Raw genomic sequence first — 19,608 nt, forward strand, 5'->3', positions numbered from 1 at the left:
GAAGGCTAATCCCTTTATTCAATTCCTAGATGTAAGACTCCGTCGAATAGACTTAAAAAGCATTTTAAAAATGCGAAATTACTTTTACGTGAGTAACATCAGTAAATAAAAAAGGAGGGCTACAGCTCTCCATTTTCTTATGCACAGTTATTTTTCTTCAAAAATAGTCGCAAGCGGAATCGAGAGTTTGGCCGCAAGATAATCATCCGATTCGACCAGTTGCGGTCCAATTTTTTCCATCCAGACATCATCTGGATCGACGCGACCTAAATCTTGGCGTTTAGGGAGGGGATAGGGAAGTTTACTGTAAAAACTCCAGAAATCCACTTGGGTCAAATTACGGACCAATACATAATGATCATCGTCAGTACGTTTAATTAGGTGCTGCTTTTCAAATAATAAAATATAGCTCGGCAGGCGACCAATTTCATCACGCCCTAAAACCTCAAGCGCTTCTTTTTCTGTCACGCTCTGACCAAGTTTTTGCTTTTTATAAAATAATTCCAGCAAATCCATCAACATAATCACAGGATGACGTTTTTGATCTTTGCCAGAATTGAAAGCGGTCAGTGCATAACTAATTTCTACCCCAATCAGCACGATATTCCATGAAAGGAATATCCAAAGTAGGAAAATTGGCACCGCAGCAAAAGCACCGTAAACGATTTGATAACTGGTGAAATTTGACATGACAAAACCAAAAAGGTTTTTGAGTAATTCAAATACCACGGCACTAAAGACACCCGCGATCAGCGCCGCCTTGATCGGCACACTACGGTTGGGAATCGTCCAATACAGAATGAAAAAACCTAAAATGGTCAATGAAAAAGACAAGATCCACAGCAGAAAAGCCCCATCCAGTTCATAGCCGGCAAAATTATTGCTGAGGACATTCATAGAGGCCAAGGTAGATGACACAACAAATGCGCTACCCAGTAAGATTGGGCCTAATGAGATAATAGTCCAATAGCGCATAAAGCCAATAATGCCACCACGTGTCTCACGCACCCGCCAAATTCGGTTAAATACTGTCTCAATGCTTGTCAGCATCATAACTGTGGTAATGAATAAAAACAGTACACCAATAACAGTCAGGTTACTGGATTTATCGGTGAATGCATTCAGTGCTTTATCAAAAGCAATTGTCGTTTTCGGTAGGAAATTACTATAAATCAATTGTTGAAGCTGTTGACGAGCAGGTTCTAAAGCTTTAATTGAGGAGATGATGACCAAGAATACGGTCAACATGGGTACCACTGCAAACAAGGTGGTATAGGTTAATGATCCTGCTTGTTCACGGCAGCGATCGGCTTCAAAACGTCGAATGACAAATAAAACAAACTGAAACCATTTCTTGTCGTAAAAGGGAAGTTTTTTTAAAAATGCTTCGATCATTCGTTCAAGTCTCGAGTTATTTTAGTCATGTTTATGCAATTTTCATCACTTAGCTTAACCAAAAAATAGGAAAAATACCGTATAGTTTTCTTTTTTCATTGAATTTATAAAAATGACGCAAGCTTATGTACTGGTGTTGTATTACAGCAAATATGGTTCAACACGTGAGATGGCACATTTAATTGCCAATGGAATTGAAGCGTCTGGAATGGCAGTAAAAATACGAACCGTTCCAAATTTATCTACTGTGGTGACTGACGTGCAGCCCAGTATTCCTGCCGAAGGCGATATTTACTGTAGCTTAGATGACTTAGCGCATTGCTCAGGTTTAGCCCTTGGTTCGCCAACACGTTTTGGTAATATGGCGTCGGAAATGAAATATTTCTGGGATCAAACCACAGCGCTTTGGCTCAATGGCGCATTGCATGGTAAACCTGCCTGTGTGTTTACCAGTTCAGGTTCAATGCATGGCGGACAGGAAAGTACTTTGCTGACCATGCTGCCACCTTTGTTTCATCATGGAATGATGGTTATGGGTTTAAGTAATGCCCTTCCTGCATTATCGAATACCAAAACGGGTGGCACGCCCTATGGTGCAAGCCATGTCAGTGGTCCACGTCATGATCAGTCATTGAGTCAAGATGAGCGAAACTTATGTGAAGAGCAGGGTAAACGTCTAGGCGAAGTGGTCAAAAAGTTGATTTGAAACGTGCTTGATAAAGGCAATAAAGTAAACTTTGTAGCGAACGGGCAAGAAAAGGCTTAAATATTGCACTTTTCTTGCTTTTTTTACGTGTGACTTCTCTTTATTTATGACGTTGTATTGCCGCCAAAAATATAAAAATAAATCTGTCGAACTATTCTTAAAATACCCAAAATAAGTGATATCAATAACATATTGAAAGTTTTTAAATACAGCCTGCTCAGTGATGGCCTTGAGTCGATTATTGCTGTCTCTTTGGGCGCGCTATTTTTATTTTTTGATTACATGATTTGTATTTAAATTTCTTCTTTGGGGTGTGTGATGTCTATTATTAATTTTCGAATGATTTTCCTGTGTTCCGCATTGGCTGCTTCTTCCTTGTGTACGGCAATGCCAGTTTTATACAGTATGGATTTCCCGCAAGAGAAAAAAGCCGAAGAAAAAGAATTTTTGGCGAAACAAGATCAAGTCAAAGCGGACTCAAAATCTTTAACCGATGCTTCAAAATAATTGATTCACTATGGTTTCGAATAGCATTTCAATAGGCTAGAAATACATGCTAGAAAAACAATAACCTATAAAAAAAGAGCGCTGATGCGCTCTTTTTTTATATCCAATTTAGTCTTGATCCGAAGTCTTTGCAGCGTCTTCAGGCTGTTGCTCAACTTCAAAGCGCTGTTTGCAGTCTAAACATTGGTAGTCGAGAAAAATATTTTGATCGACGATCACGCCGGCTTTTTTACCAAAACGGTGTCCTAGAAAACCGCCTGTAATGCCGACGCTAATTGCACCAACAAAAGTACCGATGGTTCCGCCCATAATCACGCCAAGTGGGCCAGCAGTCACGCCACCAATCGCAGCACCAATAGATGCGCCAGATGCCGCACCACCGACAGTCCCTGCAGCAGTTCCTGCACCACTGAGTAAGACACCACCAATTTTTTGTAAGTTTTGTTCATGGTTACGCTTTTCAATATGGGTTGATCCACATTTTGGACATTTAACTGTCGATTCCATGTTTTGCTCTTCTGTATTCATAACTTTCCATAGCCTTAAAAAATAAAGTGGCCGAATTTATGGTGCAGCATAATGTAATTTGACAGATGAGTAGTTGACCCATTCGATCAAATGTGACGATTTTCCTGAATTTTATCGAGTTTTGCACACCGATGTTTTGTCTGCTTGTAACTAAGGCGTTAAAAAGTGCGCTCTATGTCACCTTAATGGCAAATTTTTAGCAAAAAAAAGAACACCTGATGTGTTCTTTTTTCTTTTGAACGCAAACTAGTCACGAACAAATTCAACTGTACCATTCGCCAGTGATTTCACACGTGCCAATGATTCAACGCGATAGCCTTTCTCAAGCAAAATATCACGACCAGGTTGGAATGATTTTTCAATCACGATACCGATACCCAATACTTCAGCACTTGCTTGATGAATAAGATCTGCAAGACCTAAAGCCGCTTGACCATTGGCCAAAAAATCGTCAATCACTAAAACTTTATCTTCAGCATTGATATGCTTTTTAGAAATTGCGATCGTGCTTTCAGTTTGTTTGGTGAAAGAAAACACTTTTGAGCGATACAAATCATCTTTTAAGGTTAAAGATTGATATTTACGTGCAAAAATCACAGGAACACCAAGTTCAAGACCCGCCATAACTGCAGGTGCAATACCTGAAGCTTCAATGGTGATGATTTTGGTAATGCCAGCATCTTTAAATAGACGGGCAAATTCTTGACCAATTTGCTGCATCATTACAGGGTCAATTTGGTGGTTCAAGAAAGAATCGACTTTCAGAACTTCTTCAGAGAGAACGATACCTTCAGCTAAGATTTTCTGTTCCAGAGCGTGCACGGGAGAATCCTCGAGGGGCAGGTGCTTTTTAAAGCAAAAGCGTATTTTAAAAAGCACCGAGAAAAATGCAAGCGAAATTGATCAAATCAATTAATTTGTTGCACCTTTATAGCCTGTCAAAAGCAGACCATATGAGGTTTTGTTGTCTTGATGCGATACTTTCACAGGTAGATAATCTAGTTTTGGTGCTAACCAGAAAGTCGTTTGGCGGCCTGGTTTGTCATGACGCATCACGACTTTCACGGTGTCAAAAGTTCCATAAGTGGTTTTCACTTTTTCAGTGCCTTGCTTCACGAACTTACGAGCTTCAACCTCTTTGGCATCGGCAATATAGTAATTCGATTTCAAACCACCATTTTTTAAATCTTCACGAATTTGCAATTCGGCATTCAGTTCATCTAACACACCTGATTTCCACGCAAATGAACGTGCTTTGTCATCTTTTTTGGTGTTAATGGTTTTTGCGCCAGCATTAAAATTAATATTCATGGTGTTGTTGTGCACCAAAATTTTGCTGCTGCGGCTAAAGCTGTTCGAGTGAATTTGGCTGCCATTTAAACTAAAACGACTGGTTTCAGTTGCAGAGGCCATCGCACCAGCTTTTGCTGCGAAAACATACGTCCAGTTATTCCCAGATTGTTTTAGGGTACGTGTTGCAGAACCCAAGTTTTTGCCGTTGTAGTTAAATTGGTAGTTGGCTTGGAATGGACTCATGGCAAATGACTGACTTGAGAAACCAGTCAAAAGCAGTGTAGTCGATACCCCAGCAACAAGACCTAAATTTTTCAAAACTGAATGTGCCATAAGTATGGTTTTCCTATTCAATAGAAGTGCGGTGGGCTAAACCACCTGATATGTTTATTATGCGGCTGGATTGTGGAGAATCTCGTCGCAAATCCGTGCCTAATGTATATGTTGTGTAGCGTTTTATAGGCTCAAGATATCTAAGTACAGGATAAGTCTAGCTTTCCTTTTGCTTAATTGGCGTGACTTCATTGTCTTTTAAATTTGAGTCATCCCAGTCTTCTATCCGTTCTTGCGACATCTTGGTGAACAATGCGGTTAAATTAACATTACCAATCACCACCAATTCGGCCTCACGTAAAACAGCATGGTTGACATGGACTTTGCCCAATGTGTCGATAATCGATCGACTTTTACCGAGCCAGCGATTCAGGTCTAAATACAGTAAATCATCTTTAACTTTGATCACATTGAGCTTTTCCAAAATCATACCCAATGGATCTTGGTTGAGTACTTTTTGATAGAACCATAACGCCATGCGCACGCCCATCTTATACAGAACATTTGGATACTTCGCTTCAATCACTTGTGTATCACTAATTTGTTCAAATACGATCAATTGGGTTTGTTTGTTGAGTTCCATCTGTACCAGTTTTAAATCAACAGAGAGTGTTATGATCAGCCCGTTATAATCCAATGTGGCATACAGTCTGAGCCAGTCGTCATGAAGGTCAGCATGCAAGTCTTTGAGCATTTTCACATTATCGGTCACAAAGCGCTGAAATGTCGCATTTAAAAACACTTGAGACATTGGGAATTCACGCTCATCTTCAATAAATCCTTCAGCTTTTTGGTACACTTGGCGTATACGTTTAGCGATATTGGAAACTAGCGTTTGCATAAGAAGTGCATCCTGACAAATTATGTTTTTTAACGATGTTTATCTTGTCGATTTCTATAAAAACACAAGGTTTTGATCTTGCAGTTTAGCAAAATAAATTGCACCATTTTCATGATTTTAATTGTGCATTATCGATGTGTTGATGGATTTCTCGTTTTCATCAAAAAATGAATACGAGTTTTATTTTATACTGTTTTAAGTAGTTTGGGGAATGCGGCAAATTGTCGGTTTAATGTGATGCTGAAAAAAATAACGTTCATGCCCTTGATGAAAGAGTGGTGGAAAGATCCCATATTTGCAACTGCATTGGCGTTTGCTGCTGTGTTGCATTTGGCTTTTTTAACCATGCAATTTTCCATGCCCCAAGAGGCGGATTATAACACCAAAGAAATTGCAGTTTCTTTACGTTCTACGACGGAAAAAATTGAACATGCAGACTTTTTAGCACAAGCCGATCAGCAGGGCTCTGGGACATTCCGTGAGTCACATCGTATGTCGAGTGACATGCCTGCACCGATGATCGAACAAAAAGCCGGTGAGCAAAAAAGTGAAGCTTTAGAACAACTGCAACAAAAGAAAGAACTCAGCTTTGAAGATAAAGTGTTGATGACAACTTTGAGTTGGCAAAAACAAGCTGAAGAAAACAGTCGCAAAAAAGCCGTTGAGGAGTTGAATAGTCAGTTTCAGGCCAAGGCTGCGATGGTGGCGAGTATCGAAGCCCAATATTTACAACGTCAGCAAAACTTTAGCCGTCAGCAAAAAATTAAAACCATTGATGGTATTCAAGCCAAGCAAGATGTTTCTGCGGCCTATATGGAAAAATTCCGCGAAAAAGTCGAGTTTTATGGCAACCGTTATTATCCTGAAGCGGCAAAACAGCAACAGCTACGCGGTGAAGTACGTTTAATGGTTATTTTGAACAGTAATGGCGGGATTCGTGCCATTCGTTTGATCGAAAGTTCAGGTTCAAGTTTATTGGATGAAGCTGCAAAAACCTCTGTGCGTAAGGCGGCACCTTTTGGTTTGTTTGATGCCAAAATGAAAGACATCTCAGAACTTCGTATTGTGCGTACTTGGCGCTTTGATCCTGCAGAAGCAGAGTTTGAGGTGCGTTAATCAGTTGTGATTGCGTCGCAAAACTTCGCAGATTTCGACGCTAAAACTCGCATACCATTGGTTTTTCCCCAATTGCTGCGCGACCAGATGTTGTGCATCTTGTTGCCAAGCTCGAATGTCTTCTAATGTATTCCAGTAGGAAAGGGCGATTTCATGCTCACCCTCTGTCAGCGCTTCAAAATGTTGACAGTTAAAGTGTGTCAAGGCTTTGTCTCTAAGCTGCTGTGCAGTCGAAAAATACAGCTCATCAAGCGTACGAATGCGTGCTTTAAAAATCACGACATATTGCATATCTTTCCTTCCTTGGTTTTTATAATGTTAAAAAAGCGAGCCGTAGCTCGCTTTTTGGGTTCTTAATCTCTTTCCAGATAAGGGTTATCAAACCCCAATTTGGCTAAAATCTCGATCTCCAAAGCTTCCATTTCTTCAGCATCTTCATCAGAGGTTTCATGGTCGTAACCCATGAGGTGTAACGTACCGTGTACCAGCATATGCGTAAAGTGGGTCAGGGGTGCTTTGCTTTGTTCTTGTGCTTCACGAAGAACCACAGGAATACAAATCACCAAGTCGCCAATCGGAAATGAGTCTAAAACTGCAGCCATTTCATCGGGGAGATCGCTCGGAAAAGACAACACATTAGTCGGTTTGTCTTTACCACGATATTCCAAGTTCAATTTGTGGCTTTCGTCATTGTCCACACATGCAATACCGATCTCACAATCACTTTGTGTATCGATATGACGTAAAGCCGTTTCCACGACTTTTTTGATATGCGCACGTTTCACCACCAATTCAGGTGACTGAAAATTTTGCTGCAAGGAGAGATTAAGTTTCAAAATGAATCCTTAAATGTTTTCGTCTTGATGCTGCCCATCAGCTTTAGCATCATTGTCCGCCACCAAGGCTTCCTGACGTGCTTTACGTTCTGCACGTTGTTCAGCCGTGAGGCGATGTTGTTCGCTGTCCCATCCCTCATAGGCTTCAACAATTTTTTGAACCAATTGATGACGTACCACGTCACGAGAGTGGAAGCGAGTAATATGAATTTCTTTGATTTTTTCAATCACACGTAAGGCATGTGCCAAACCAGATTGTTGACCACGAGGTAAATCGACCTGTGTAATGTCGCCAGTGATTACTGCACGAGAACCAAAACCTAAACGGGTGAGGAACATTTTCATTTGTTCAGGGGTAGTGTTCTGTGCTTCATCTAAAATCACAAAAGAATGATTTAAGGTACGACCACGCATGTAGGCGAGTGGTGCAACTTCAATCACTTGACGTTCAATCAGTTTTGCGACTTTTTCAAAACCCAGCATTTCATACAAAGCGTCGTAGAGAGGACGTAAGTAAGGGTCAATTTTTTGGCTCAAATCACCGGGTAAAAAACCCAGTTTTTCACCTGCTTCAACCGCAGGGCGAACCAATAAAATACGCTGAATTTCATTACGTTCTAGCATATCTACAGCAGCGGCGACCGCGAGATAAGTTTTACCTGTACCCGCTGGGCCGATACCAAATGAAATATCGCTTTGTAAAATACGCTGTACATAGCGTTTTTGATTGGCACCACGTGGATTGATTCGACCTTTACGGGTTTGTAGATAAACATTGTCTAAACCGGTATGCTCATTTTCAGAAAAATCTTCCTGAATTTCGCGGTCAGTCTGACTGCCTTGAATCATCATGTGTAAAATGTCCGCACTAATCTGTGGATTGGTTTCGGACTCTTCATAAAGACGGTGAAGGAGACTTTCGGCTCTCTCTACCGCATCGATTTCCCCATCGACAAAAAAAGCATCTGCGCGATGAGAAATTTTGACATCTAAACGTTGTTCAATTTGTTTGAGATGACCGTTATAGGCACCGAGCATGCTTTGTAAACGGTCAAGTGGAATACCAGCAAAAGTTACAGTACGTCGAATCGCTGCAGTCAAGAGAATTCCTTTAAATTGGTCTGACGATTAAGCTTACATTACGCCACGTCAGGCTCAAGATTCAAGAGTTCACCGTAAACAAACTTCAAAGTTTTAATATCGGTCACTTCAATCTCTGCAAAACGCCCAACCCATGCAGGATCACCGATAAAGCTAACCAAACGTGTATTGTCTGCAGTACCAATCAGCAAGTTCGGATCTTTGTCTGAAACAGACTCAATCAAGACACGTTGAATGGTCCCAAGCATTGCATCAGTTTTATCGATACTGGATTGTTTAATCCATTGTTGAACTTTTGCAAGACGTTCTTTTTTCACATCTTCAGGGGTTGTGTCTTCAAGTTCTGAGGCAGGAGTACCCGGACGTTTTGAGTAGATGAAACTGTATGAATGATCGAAGTCCATATCTTGGATAAATTGATAAGTTTCTTCGAAGTTTTCGTCAGTCTCACCCGGGAAGCCAATAATAAAGTCACTAGATAAATGCATATCAGGGCGAACTTGACGTAATTTAGCAATTTTATCGATATATACATCAATCGTGTGGTTACGTTTCATGGCTTGTAGAACGTCATTCGAACCACTTTGAACCGGTAGATGCAAGTGAGAAACCATTTGCGGTAAGTCACGGTAGCATTGAATCAAGTCATCGTTAAATTCAAGCGGGTGCGATGTGGTGTAACGAATACGACCAATCCCTGGAATCTCAGCAACTAAACGTAATAAGTCTGCAAAGGTACAGATTTCCCCTTCAAAAGTTTCACCACGGTAGCCATTCACGTTTTGGCCGAGTAATGAAATTTCACGTACGCCTTTTTCAGCTAAAGTGGCAATTTCAGCCAATACATCATCCAGTGGACGTGATACTTCTTCTCCACGTGTGTAAGGAACCACACAGAAAGAACAGTATTTTGAGCAGCCTTCCATAATCGAGACAAAGGCTTTAAAACCTTCTACACGCGGTTCCGGCAAAAAGTCGAATTTTTCAATGTCAGGGAATGAAATATCCACCAACTGAATTTTTTCTTTTTTTGGTTTGACCACTTGCTCAGTATGCTGATCGAGCATTTGTGGTAAACGGTGTAAGGTTTGCGGACCAAACACCATATCTACATACGGTGCGCGTTTTTGAATGTTGTCACCTTCCTGAGAGGCAACACAGCCACCAACACCAATCACCAAGTCAGGATTTTTTTCTTTCAGCTTGCGCCAGCGGCCTAACTCAGAAAATACTTTTTCTTGTGCTTTTTCACGGATAGAGCAGGTATTCATCAGGAGAATATCCGCTTCTTTTGGATCGCTTGTCAGCACATAGCCGTGAGAATCACCTAAAAGGTCGCCCATACGTTGACTGTCATACTCATTCATCTGACACCCTTGCGTTTCGATGTACAGTTTTTTCACTGCTCCATCTTGAGCTGGGGTGTGCTGTGGCTGGGTAACAGTGTTATCTGGGGCAGCTTGGGCACTATTCGGGATGAAGGTTTGAACCGCCATGTAGGCTCCTAAAGGAATTTTATGAAAATCAATAACCATACGTGGCTGACAGACAATTCAATCAATTGAATTGTGCAGCTGCGGAGGTCAAAAAGGGGATTTTAAGAATGAGCAATATTTTAGCAGTAATTCACTAGAAACTTACAGCCTAAAATTACAACTCTGCCATATTGATTTATGAAGCAAAAATGTTTGAAAATTAATATTGGCTAATCATAAGGTTACATAACAGAACACAATGCAGAGTTTAGAATTATTAAACTAATTCCTAAACAAAGTTCGATGTGCTGTAACTGAGCAGAATGACATGAAAGAAGGCAAGTGGATGTTAAAACATAATTTTAAACAGAAAAATTACGCTAAATTACTTGCTTTGAGTGTCGGGCTCTCCGGAATTTCTGCGTTTGTCCAAGCCGCAGATGAGCAGTTTAACGATGCTTTACGTGCTGCGAATGCAGGCAATATTAGTTTATTACAACAATACCAATCATCCATGCAAAATGACGTTTTGGGCTATTATCCAGAATATTGGTTACTGAATAACAATTTGGCTTCACAGCCAGCAAGTGCCATTATTAATTTTGCACAGCGCTATCCAAATTCGGCAATGGCAGAAAAATTAGCCGCAGATTATGTTGAAGAAAAAGTCAAACAAGCTGATTTCGCTACAGCACAGCCTGTCTTGCAATATGTGACTAATGCTGACCGTGCTGAAACATGTGCCATGGCTCAAGTCCGCGCAAAGTCGGGCGACCCTCTGGTCTACGCAGAATTTAAAGATGTATGGTTGACCACAAACTCACAACCTGACTCGTGTACGGGCTTGGGCCGTATGATGCTGTCGAGTCCTTTAATGACTCAAGATGACCGCCATCAACGGATGTGGGGACAGTTAAGAGCGGGTCAGTCAGGACAAGCGATTGCGACTGCGCAAACCATTGGCGTAAATATTAATTTGTCACAACTCAACACCATTCAAGCCAATCCACTGAATTATTTATGGTCTGCACCCAAAGCCACAGCTGAAGATCATGCATACCTGATTTATGCGATGGGTCGCTTGGCCGATAGCGACTTAAATGGCGCGATTTCTTCGGTGAAACGTGCAGCAGAAGGCACACCAGCCGATGTACAAAAAGCCCTATACCGTAGTGTCGGGTATATCGGTGGTACAACGGTAATGAAAAATAATTTCAACCGTGAAGTTCTAAATTATCTTGATTTGAGTTATGGACTGCCTTTTAGTGCAGAAGAAGCCGAGATTTATGCGCGACAAGCCATTCGTTTTGGCGCATGGGAAAGTGTCATTCGTGCAATTGATGCGATGGGCGTTTCGCAAAAGCAAGAAGACCGTTGGCAATATTGGTTAGCACGAGCATCTGAACAACGTGGAGATGCCTCATCTAAACGTGCGGCAAAAGAAATTTATCGCAAGCTTGCCGTTGGCGATGATTACCATAATTTGTTAGCACGTGACAAAATTGGTCAGTCTTATAACAATATTCCGTCAAATGTGCAGCCTTCGTCACAAGATGCGCAGCGTCTCAGTCAGGATATTCACTTCCGTCGTGCCTTTGCATTGCGCAATATTAATGCATCTGACAGCTATATTAACCGTGAATGGAACTGGGCGGTGCGTCAAGCCTATTTAAAGCATGATGATGGCATGATTCTTGCCGCAGCTAAACGTGCAACCGATATGGGGTGGTATGATCGGGCGATTTATGCGGCAGATCGAACCACTAAACAGCACAATTATGCTTTACGTTATGCCATGCCACATCAAAATTATGTGGTGAGTCATAGTCGTAATGCTGGCATTGACCCTGCATGGGCTTATGGTTTGATGCGTCAAGAAAGTCGGTTTGTCACTAGCGCACGTTCACATGTCGGTGCCGGTGGTTTAATGCAAATCATGCCAGACACCGCAAAATTGGTGGCTCGTCAGATGGGGGAGAGTTATAACCCCGCTGCATTAACGGATATGAATACCAATATTCGTTATGGCACTTTCTATTTATCGACGATTCAACGTCAATTGAGTAATAGTCCAGTCTTAGCGACTGCAGGTTACAATGCCGGTCCAAATCGTGCTCGACGCTGGCAGCCTGAATATCAAGCCATTGCAGCGGATCAATATACGGAATCGATTCCATTAACGGAAACTCGAGACTATGTAAAACATGTGATGACCAATGCAACCCATTACGGCCTTTTATTAGGTCAGGGGCCACAATCGATTGAAAAAAGAATGCAAATGATTCCATTACGGAATGCGCAATAAATTTTAAAGCAAGATGCGCCTGTTTTTAGGCGCAATATGGGTAAATGATGAATGCCGAAAATGGACATTAGACTTGCTTATCGAATACTGACATCACTGCTCATCGGCAGTGGTGTAGGCTTTGGTATGTCTATGCTTTCGGCAGCACCAGTTGTAAAAGGGTACGTGATGGATGTGCAAATGGTGCCTGCTGTTTGCGCTTATGACCCATTAAAAAGTAAAAAACGTAAATGTCTGGAAGGGTATTCACTCAATATCACGGGTCTATATCCAGAAACTTCTACCCGTGATTGCACCACCAATAGTTCCGCTAAACTTTCTCCGCTGCAAGCCAAAGTGGTTGCACGGATTATGCCTGATGAAAATGCTCGCGTGGCGCTTTGGCACAATACCGGCGGCTGTGTGCCAATGAATGCCAGCCAGTATTTCAGAACCATTATTAATCATGCAGATAAGCTAAAAATTCCAGATGAATTGACCAGTCAAGAAACCCAATCCATTCAAGCCAATGTCTTGCGTAATAAAATGTTGCGTATGAACAGCGGATTGGTATCACAAAGTATTGAATTTAACTGTATGCAAACCCGTGGTGGTAGCCTGCTGACTGAGATTAAAATTTGCTATAAAAACAATGGTCAGTATAAAAGTTGCCCTACGACTATCGTCGGAAATTGTCCTGCAACTTTCATAATTAAAGGTTCTTTCTAAGCTTTTTTCAGCATTTTATTTATATTTCCTATCATACTTTTGTTGAAAAGCATTCTCTTTTACATGCAAGCGTCAAAAGATTGGAGTACAATCTTTGCCGTTTATGATTATTAAGATTAGATAGAACAGCTATTTAATCATTATGACCTTCCTCAATTGGAGATAATTACATGAAGCAAGCAGTTCGTGTTGCCGTTACTGGCGCAGCTGGTCAAATCGGTTATAGCTTATTATTCCGTATCGCAAGCGGTGAAATGTTGGGTAAAGACCAACCAGTTATCCTTCAATTATTAGAAATTCCAGTTGAGAAAGCTCAACAAGCGCTTAAAGGCGTAATGATGGAACTTGATGACTGCGCATTCCCTCTTTTAGAAGGTATGATCGGTACTGATGATCCTAAAGTTGCATTCAAAGATGCTGACTACGCTCTTCTTGTAGGTTCACGTCCACGTGGTCCTGGTATGGAACGTGCTGACCTTCTTAAAGTAAACGGTGAAATCTTCATCGGTCAAGGCCAAGCACTTAACGAAGTTGCTAGCCGTGACGTTAAAGTTCTTGTTGTAGGTAACCCTGCAAACACTAACGCTTACATCGCAATGAAATCTGCTCCAGATCTTCCAGCGAAAAACTTCACAGCAATGTTACGTCTTGACCACAACCGTGCGTTAACTCAACTTGCTCAAAAAGCGGGTGTTGCAGTTTCTGACATCAAAAACATGACTGTTTGGGGTAACCACTCTCCAACAATGTATGCGGACTACCGTTTTGCAAATGTAAACGGCGAAAGCTTAAAAGACAAAATCAACGATGCTGCTTGGAACAAAGACGTGTTCCTTCCAACTGTTGGTAAACGTGGTGCTGCGATCATCGAAGCACGTGGTCTTTCTTCTGCTGCTTCTGCTGCAAACGCTGCAATCGACCATATGCGTGATTGGGCGCTTGGCACAAACGGCGAATGGGTAACTATGGGTATTCCTTCTGACGGTTCTTACGGTATTCCTGAAGGTGTAATGTTCGGTTTCCCTGTAACTTGTGAAAATGGCGAGTACAAAATCGTTCAAGGTCTTGAAATCGACGAATTCAGCCGTGAGCGTATCAACTTCACTCTAAACGAGCTTGAAGAAGAACGTGCAGCAGTTGCTGACATGGTTAAATAATTTAATTTTTTAAATTAAATTATAAAAAGGCACTCCATTTGGGGTGCTTTTTTATGGCCTGCGAAAAATATCACGCTTAAGTTTTGAACAAAAAATAACACGTTGAGATGCTGTTGCAACTGACAAAGTCAAATAAACAGATAACTATAAAGATGGGAGAAATGTTATTGGCTTGAGGAGAACGGCAATGTTTGATCAACAACCGACGTTGGAACTATTTTTTGAACAATTGGGGTTGGATGCAACTCCGGAAGGCATCGATCAATTTATCGAAACGCATCAAATCACCATGGATGTTCCATTGCATGAAGCGCCATTTTGGACGAAGTCACAGCGTGACTTTATTATCAGTCATTGGAAAAAAGATGATGACTGGGCCATAGTGGTCGATATTTTAAATGAACAATTGCATACAGAACATAAGCTTTCCGGATCATGCAAAATCTAAATACAATTTGAAACAACAAACCTAGTTTTAACGCTAGGTTTTTTTATCGGCATCATATAAGTTAATTAAATAATAAATGACAGATTAGTTGATAAGGAGGGCAAGATGCTCAATCAAAATAAACCATCCTTAGCGTTATTGTTTTCTCAATTGGGGTTAGCCAGCAGTCCAGCAGCGATCGAGTTATATGTGCGTACGCATCAGCTTGCTGCAAGTGAAAATTTACATGATGCGCCGTTTTGGAATAAAGCGCAGCGTGATTTTCTAATCAGTCATTTAGTACAAGATGATGATTGGGCTATTTGGATTGATGAGCTGAATCAACAGTTACATATGGATGCATATAAGCTGCAGCCGGCATAGATTTCATTTCTCCACAAATAAAAAAACACCTCTTCGGAGGTGTTTTTTTATTTAGTGCAGTTTGCTTTGGCGTAATTCTGCAAACCAGTCTTCTTGGCGATAAGGATTAAATGCAGGATGCTCAAGTAAAGTTGTGAGTTTGAATTCTTGAGATTTGCAGTATTTATTTAACCAGTGGCGGGTTAACGCAGGTTCCTGTTTTACCGCAGAGGCATAGGCCAAGTAGAAGTAGATGTCGCCATGCTCAGCTTTGGACATCGGTTTCATAATCTGCTGGGTAATCAGGGCATAGCGCTGCTCTTGGGTGATTTCAAAAAATACCATATAAGCTTTGGCTAAATGCACAGACAGATTGATGTATAGCTCTATCGGCATTTCTTCAAATTCAATCCGGCTTTGTTCAAGCAGAACAATGGCTTCTTGCAGAAAATATACTTGTTCTTGATGGTTCTTGCTTAAGCCAACCAATTGCAGTCGTAAGTCAGCACGCTCAAGGGCAAGTTCAGGGCTGTTGCCTTGTAGAAATAATTGATCAGTTTCGCCAATACGCTGAATGATTTGTTGACTGTTTTGACGCATCGGGTACATCCTCATCTATGAATGACTCATATATGAGGATAATTTAAGGGATTTAAAGGATGAATCTTGAATTACCACATCGTGTTGTCATTACGCAGCCAAGCCGTAATCGATAAACGTTGATGTTTGGCTTCGAGTACCTCGTGTAACAGGTCACTTTGGAATAAAGCAATGCGATTCGGTTTAGGTTCTAAAATATGCCAAACATCATTCTTATCTTGTAAGCGCAATTCACCGCCCCAGTCGGCTTGCCAATGTTCATGCAAATAATAAACCGCTGAAATGACACGTCCATTTTTACCTTGAGGATTATCTTTATGCAGGGCATAAAATTCACCTGCGTTATAACAGGCAAAATGTGCTTCGACTTCGTGAATGCCAGAAAAAAATGCGCGATTAAATTGTTCTGATAAATGTTCTAAGGCTTGAACGTGTTCTTGTGCGACATCTAATGTGTCGTTAATCCATAAAATATGATCACTTCTAATTTTACTGATGACCCCATTTTGTACGGCTGCATCCCTAAATTTATTTAAATTTGACATACATTCTTCAACAAGTGCATGTATATATTCAGCAGGATAAGCATCATCAATAATACTAAACCCGTGTTGATCTAAATCATCGAGGATTTGATCAACCGGCCAAGACTTTGGGAGAAAGGCTGTTTCCATATACGATCCATAAAGTTGTGGAAAAAAAGGTGACGTATTCTAGAGCAAGAATAGCATCGGAATGAAACTATTTTTCATGCTAAAATGTCCGTTGATATCAGGAATTAAAGAAACATGAATTACCGTCACCATTTCCATGCAGGCAACTTTGCCGACGTGATGAAGCACGTTTTGCTGCTTCAGTTATTAAGTCGACTGAATGCAAAAGATAAACCTTATCGCTATGTAGATACACATGGTGGTGCGGGTAAATATGATCTTTCGACCTCTGAAGCGCAGAAATCAGGTGAGTTTTTAAATGGTATTCATCGTTTAGTTAAGCTCGATGATTCTATTAAACGCAATGCACCTGAAGGTGTTCAACAATATTTAAAAGTTGTTGAAAAAATGCGTGAAAACTTTGGTAAGGGCGCCTATCCAGGTTCTCCATGGTTTGCACTTGAAGGCATGCGTGAAACTGATAAAGCCACGATTTTTGAAATGCAGCGTGATGTATTCCAACAATTGCGCCACAATATTTTTGATAAACGTGCAGGCTTGCATGAGCGTGATGCTTACGAAGGTTTACTGGGTGTAATTCCACCAAAAGAAAAACGTGGTTTGGTGATGATTGACCCGCCTTACGAATTAGAACGTAAAGATTTTCCACAGCTTGTAGAATTGTTGGTGGCTGCTTATAAAAAATGGCCGACAGGTGTTTTTGCGGTATGGTATCCAATTAAAGACCGCGCGATGATTGAACGTTTTGAAAAGAAAATGTACAAAACCGGCATTCGTCGTCAGTTGGTTTGCGAAATTTGCGTATGGCCAGATGATACTCCAGTTGGTCTAAATGGTTGTGGTTTATTGGTGATTAATCCACCTTGGAAATTCTCTGAAGATGCGGACGAAGCATTACAATGGTTGTTCCCACATCTTCGTATGAATGAAAATGGTGGTCATGCAGCCGTACGTTGGTTAGTTGGCGAATAATTTTAAACTTGAAAAAGAAAGGTCACAGTTAGGATAGAACAATGACAAATACAAATAAACCTGAGCGGGAAATTTCTTCAAAGGATGAAAATGCATTTGATGGCATTACATTTGAAGTTGAAGAAGAGGAGCACACCCATGAAGGGCATAAAGTGAAACGTCGTGGGATCTATCTGTGGCCAAACTTGATTACAACCGCAGCGTTGTTATCCGGCTTTTATTCAATAATTGCCAGTATGAATGGTGAATTTCAACAAGCCATTTATGCTATTTTTCTTGCAGCATTATTTGATGGTTTGGATGGACGTGTCGCACGTGCTATCGGCGCACAAAGTCCATTTGGTGAGCAGTTTGACTCCTTATCAGACTTGCTAGCATTTGGTGTTGCACCTGCCATTTTAATGTATAGCTGGAGTCTAAATGACTTAGGCCGTATTGGCCTGGCAGCATGTTTTGTTTACACCGCATGTGCAGCCTTCCGTTTGGCACGTTTTAACGTACAAATTGGGGTCGTCGATAAACGTTACTTTATTGGTGTTGCAAGTCCACTCGCAGCCGTTATGATTATTTCATTGGTATGGGTAGGCATGGACATCCCTGCGGTCTTCGACTTACGCGAAACAGGTATTCAGATTTTTAATGCGGTAGTGATTATTGCAGTGGGTCTATTGATGATCTCAAATGTAAAATACTATTCATTTAAAACGGTGGATCGTCGCCGTGTTCCATTTGCGGTGTTACCAATCATAGTCTTTGTTTTAGCTGCTGTAACGTATAATATTCCAATGGGTATTTTAATTATTTCAGTAATTTATGCATTGTCTGGCTTTGTCACAACCTTAATGGCAAAAAAGGCAGAAGCATGAGTTAAAGCATGAAATAAAAAATGAAAAGGAGCTTGATATGCAGATATTTCAAGATTTCTTGGATCAATCAAGACGATTGAATCAAGCTCCAGATATGCAACATAAAAAAATAAATTTACATGCGCCGAATACGCCATATCCTTCAGTCCATTATGGACTTTGTCTACCGAATCTTCCTGCGCCCTTACATTATCTTAACTTTATGAGTTGGCTCGGGCAGCCTCAGATTCCCGCTTTTCAAAATCCTGCGTCCATTCAACAAGACGAACTCAATACGGCCACAGTAATGACCAGTGTGAGTGGTCATATGGTTGGGCAATTACAATCATATTCCATCAAAGACGACTGTAGTCTGAGTGAGACCGTCTTTAAATTTAGAGATAAAGAACTGATTGGTTGGGATGGTGCGGTATTTCAAATCCATCGAGAAGATACTGAACTCAGTTTAGATTTGTCTGTGCAAACAACCGATATTTCTTCTTGTTTAATAAAATTAAGATTAGGTCTTGCTGAATATTGGTCGGTGATGTGCCAATGTGAAGGGCAAATCAAATTTCAGGGCCAGATGTATGATGTAAATCAGTTGGCGGTTTTGTCTTATGCACAAATACGCAAGTTTCCATATTTACCTTTGGCGTTTTATACCCATCAGGTGATCAACCTGAGCCGAAAGCGTCAAATCATCTTTATGCAAACGCGAGACCGCTATAACAATATTTTGAGTTCACGTTTATATCTAAGAGATTTAAATCAGCAGCAAGTGTTCATGGCAGACCAAGCCGTGTTCTTTAAAGTCATGCGCGTTTATCCTGTAGTTAAAACCCCAAATTTGCAAAAAATGTATTTGCCACGTGAATTTGAATGGATTTACCAAAATGACAAACTGAAAATACATGTACAAGCACAGAGTCGTGGGGATTTTAAATTTGGACTCGGCGCAGGCTATGCAGGAAGCTTTAACTATCAAATCAAAATCAACGACGAAATCGAGTGTGGGGAAGGTGGCTACTGTGAATATGTCGATTGTCGAGCTTTAAAATGGCAAGAAAAGAATGAAAAAGATAAATTAACGGATAAATATGGAAATATTGTCCCTTTTATGCTCAAAAAATAGTAAAAAAATTTGATTTAGTAGAATAAATAAACAAACGTAATGAAAAATTAAAAATAAATGGAAAAGGGTGTTGCAACGGATGTGAAATGCTGTAGAATGCACATCCATCGGCGGTGATGAAGATTAAAACTTCTGATAAAACAATGACTTGGTTGAATTGATTAAGTTGGGTTTTATTTGATAAGTTTAAAAATAATTTGAATTACCGGTTGACTCTTTAGAAATAAAGAGTAATATAGCCGACCTAGCTTGCTGGTGACGAACCAACAAGAAGATCATTAAGAGATTATG

General features: G+C 40.7%; 22 protein-coding genes. 11 read left to right on the forward strand and 11 right to left on the reverse strand.

Annotated elements, in window-relative coordinates:
* Positions 1-147: 147 nt before the first annotated feature.
* Entirely contained in the window at positions 148-1,395 is a 1,248-nt protein-coding gene (locus tag FTU83_RS02715; protein WP_168379130.1) for a YihY family inner membrane protein, read from the reverse strand.
* A gap of 112 nt (positions 1,396-1,507) precedes the next feature.
* On the opposite strand from FTU83_RS02715, the gene wrbA reads away from it, so the two are divergent.
* Complete coding sequence (gene wrbA, locus FTU83_RS02720) at positions 1,508-2,101, forward strand: NAD(P)H:quinone oxidoreductase (protein ID WP_111885937.1); 594 nt, start codon at positions 1,508-1,510, stop codon at positions 2,099-2,101.
* A 318-nt stretch (positions 2,102-2,419) separates the two neighbouring features.
* Positions 2,420-2,608, forward strand: coding sequence for a hypothetical protein (locus FTU83_RS02725; RefSeq protein WP_180003478.1), 189 nt, complete (start codon positions 2,420-2,422; stop codon positions 2,606-2,608).
* 108 nt (positions 2,609-2,716) lie between these two features.
* Here the strand turns inward: FTU83_RS02725 and FTU83_RS02730 are convergent, their stop codons facing one another.
* The 4 genes from FTU83_RS02730 to FTU83_RS02745 all read right to left on the reverse strand — a co-directional run bounded on the left by FTU83_RS02730 (position 2,717) and on the right by FTU83_RS02745 (position 5,603).
* Positions 2,717-3,115, reverse strand: a complete 399-nt coding sequence (locus tag FTU83_RS02730) for a hypothetical protein (RefSeq protein WP_143221668.1) — start codon at positions 3,113-3,115, stop codon at positions 2,717-2,719.
* Positions 3,116-3,382: 267 nt separating this feature from the next.
* On the reverse strand, positions 3,383-3,958 hold the full coding sequence (locus FTU83_RS02735) for a xanthine phosphoribosyltransferase (protein WP_078189246.1): 576 nt from the start codon (positions 3,956-3,958) through the stop codon (positions 3,383-3,385).
* Positions 3,959-4,048: 90 nt separating this feature from the next.
* Positions 4,049-4,762 (reverse strand): DUF3108 domain-containing protein, encoded by a 714-nt coding sequence (locus tag FTU83_RS02740; RefSeq protein WP_078192434.1) that lies wholly within the window; start codon positions 4,760-4,762, stop codon positions 4,049-4,051.
* A gap of 157 nt (positions 4,763-4,919) precedes the next feature.
* The gene (locus FTU83_RS02745) at positions 4,920-5,603 is read right to left on the reverse strand and encodes a hypothetical protein (protein ID WP_180003480.1); all 684 of its coding nucleotides are present in this window, start codon (positions 5,601-5,603) and stop codon (positions 4,920-4,922) included.
* Between the two features lie 258 nt (positions 5,604-5,861).
* Between FTU83_RS02745 and FTU83_RS02750 the strand changes: the two genes are divergently transcribed.
* Positions 5,862-6,719, forward strand: coding sequence for an energy transducer TonB (locus tag FTU83_RS02750; RefSeq protein WP_213032932.1), 858 nt, complete (start codon positions 5,862-5,864; stop codon positions 6,717-6,719).
* Here FTU83_RS02750 and FTU83_RS02755 read toward each other — a convergent pair whose 3' ends face one another.
* From FTU83_RS02755 to miaB, 4 genes are all read right to left on the reverse strand, one after another.
* The gene (locus FTU83_RS02755) at positions 6,720-7,010 is read right to left on the reverse strand and encodes an antibiotic biosynthesis monooxygenase (protein WP_111885943.1); all 291 of its coding nucleotides are present in this window, start codon (positions 7,008-7,010) and stop codon (positions 6,720-6,722) included.
* A gap of 62 nt (positions 7,011-7,072) precedes the next feature.
* Positions 7,073-7,555, reverse strand: coding sequence for an rRNA maturation RNase YbeY (gene ybeY, locus FTU83_RS02760; protein WP_078192431.1), 483 nt, complete (start codon positions 7,553-7,555; stop codon positions 7,073-7,075).
* A 9-nt stretch (positions 7,556-7,564) separates the two neighbouring features.
* Positions 7,565-8,656, reverse strand: a complete 1,092-nt coding sequence (locus FTU83_RS02765) for a PhoH family protein (RefSeq protein WP_111885944.1) — start codon at positions 8,654-8,656, stop codon at positions 7,565-7,567.
* Positions 8,657-8,694: 38 nt separating this feature from the next.
* Complete coding sequence (miaB, locus tag FTU83_RS02770) at positions 8,695-10,152, reverse strand: tRNA (N6-isopentenyl adenosine(37)-C2)-methylthiotransferase MiaB (RefSeq protein ID WP_180105591.1); 1,458 nt, start codon at positions 10,150-10,152, stop codon at positions 8,695-8,697.
* Between the two features lie 307 nt (positions 10,153-10,459).
* Here miaB and FTU83_RS02775 point away from each other — a divergent pair, with 307 nt between their 5' ends.
* From FTU83_RS02775 to FTU83_RS02795, 5 genes are all read left to right on the forward strand, one after another.
* Complete coding sequence (locus FTU83_RS02775) at positions 10,460-12,436, forward strand: lytic transglycosylase domain-containing protein (protein ID WP_180105590.1); 1,977 nt, start codon at positions 10,460-10,462, stop codon at positions 12,434-12,436.
* A gap of 51 nt (positions 12,437-12,487) precedes the next feature.
* Positions 12,488-13,144, forward strand: coding sequence for a ribonuclease I (locus FTU83_RS02780; protein ID WP_180089602.1), 657 nt, complete (start codon positions 12,488-12,490; stop codon positions 13,142-13,144).
* Positions 13,145-13,314: 170 nt separating this feature from the next.
* The gene (locus tag FTU83_RS02785) at positions 13,315-14,301 is read left to right on the forward strand and encodes a malate dehydrogenase (protein WP_111885948.1); all 987 of its coding nucleotides are present in this window, start codon (positions 13,315-13,317) and stop codon (positions 14,299-14,301) included.
* Positions 14,302-14,488: 187 nt separating this feature from the next.
* Complete coding sequence (locus FTU83_RS02790) at positions 14,489-14,749, forward strand: DUF2789 family protein (protein WP_180003486.1); 261 nt, start codon at positions 14,489-14,491, stop codon at positions 14,747-14,749.
* Positions 14,750-14,854: 105 nt separating this feature from the next.
* Entirely contained in the window at positions 14,855-15,112 is a 258-nt protein-coding gene (locus tag FTU83_RS02795) for a DUF2789 family protein (RefSeq protein ID WP_078189234.1), read from the forward strand.
* Positions 15,113-15,163: 51 nt separating this feature from the next.
* On the opposite strand, the gene FTU83_RS02800 is transcribed toward FTU83_RS02795, so the two are convergent.
* Positions 15,164-15,691 (reverse strand): hypothetical protein, encoded by a 528-nt coding sequence (locus FTU83_RS02800; RefSeq protein ID WP_180008394.1) that lies wholly within the window; start codon positions 15,689-15,691, stop codon positions 15,164-15,166.
* Positions 15,692-15,762: 71 nt separating this feature from the next.
* Entirely contained in the window at positions 15,763-16,365 is a 603-nt protein-coding gene (locus FTU83_RS02805) for a 2OG-Fe(II) oxygenase (protein WP_180059188.1), read from the reverse strand.
* A gap of 114 nt (positions 16,366-16,479) precedes the next feature.
* Between FTU83_RS02805 and FTU83_RS02810 the strand changes: the two genes are divergently transcribed.
* From FTU83_RS02810 to FTU83_RS02820, 3 genes are read left to right on the forward strand one after another with little or no spacing between them, the layout of a single operon-like run.
* A complete protein-coding gene (locus FTU83_RS02810) occupies positions 16,480-17,337 on the forward strand; it encodes a 23S rRNA (adenine(2030)-N(6))-methyltransferase RlmJ (RefSeq protein ID WP_078189232.1) in 858 nt (285 codons plus the stop codon).
* A gap of 41 nt (positions 17,338-17,378) precedes the next feature.
* Positions 17,379-18,203 (forward strand): CDP-diacylglycerol--serine O-phosphatidyltransferase, encoded by an 825-nt coding sequence (pssA, locus tag FTU83_RS02815; protein ID WP_078189231.1) that lies wholly within the window; start codon positions 17,379-17,381, stop codon positions 18,201-18,203.
* Positions 18,204-18,240: 37 nt separating this feature from the next.
* Positions 18,241-19,317, forward strand: a complete 1,077-nt coding sequence (locus FTU83_RS02820) for a DUF6670 family protein (protein WP_180105589.1) — start codon at positions 18,241-18,243, stop codon at positions 19,315-19,317.
* Positions 19,318-19,608: the final 291 nt, after the last annotated feature.

The sequence above is a fragment of the Acinetobacter sp. YH12152 genome (assembly GCF_013418285.1).
GTDB classification, from domain to species: Bacteria; Pseudomonadota; Gammaproteobacteria; order Pseudomonadales; family Moraxellaceae; genus Acinetobacter; species Acinetobacter amyesii.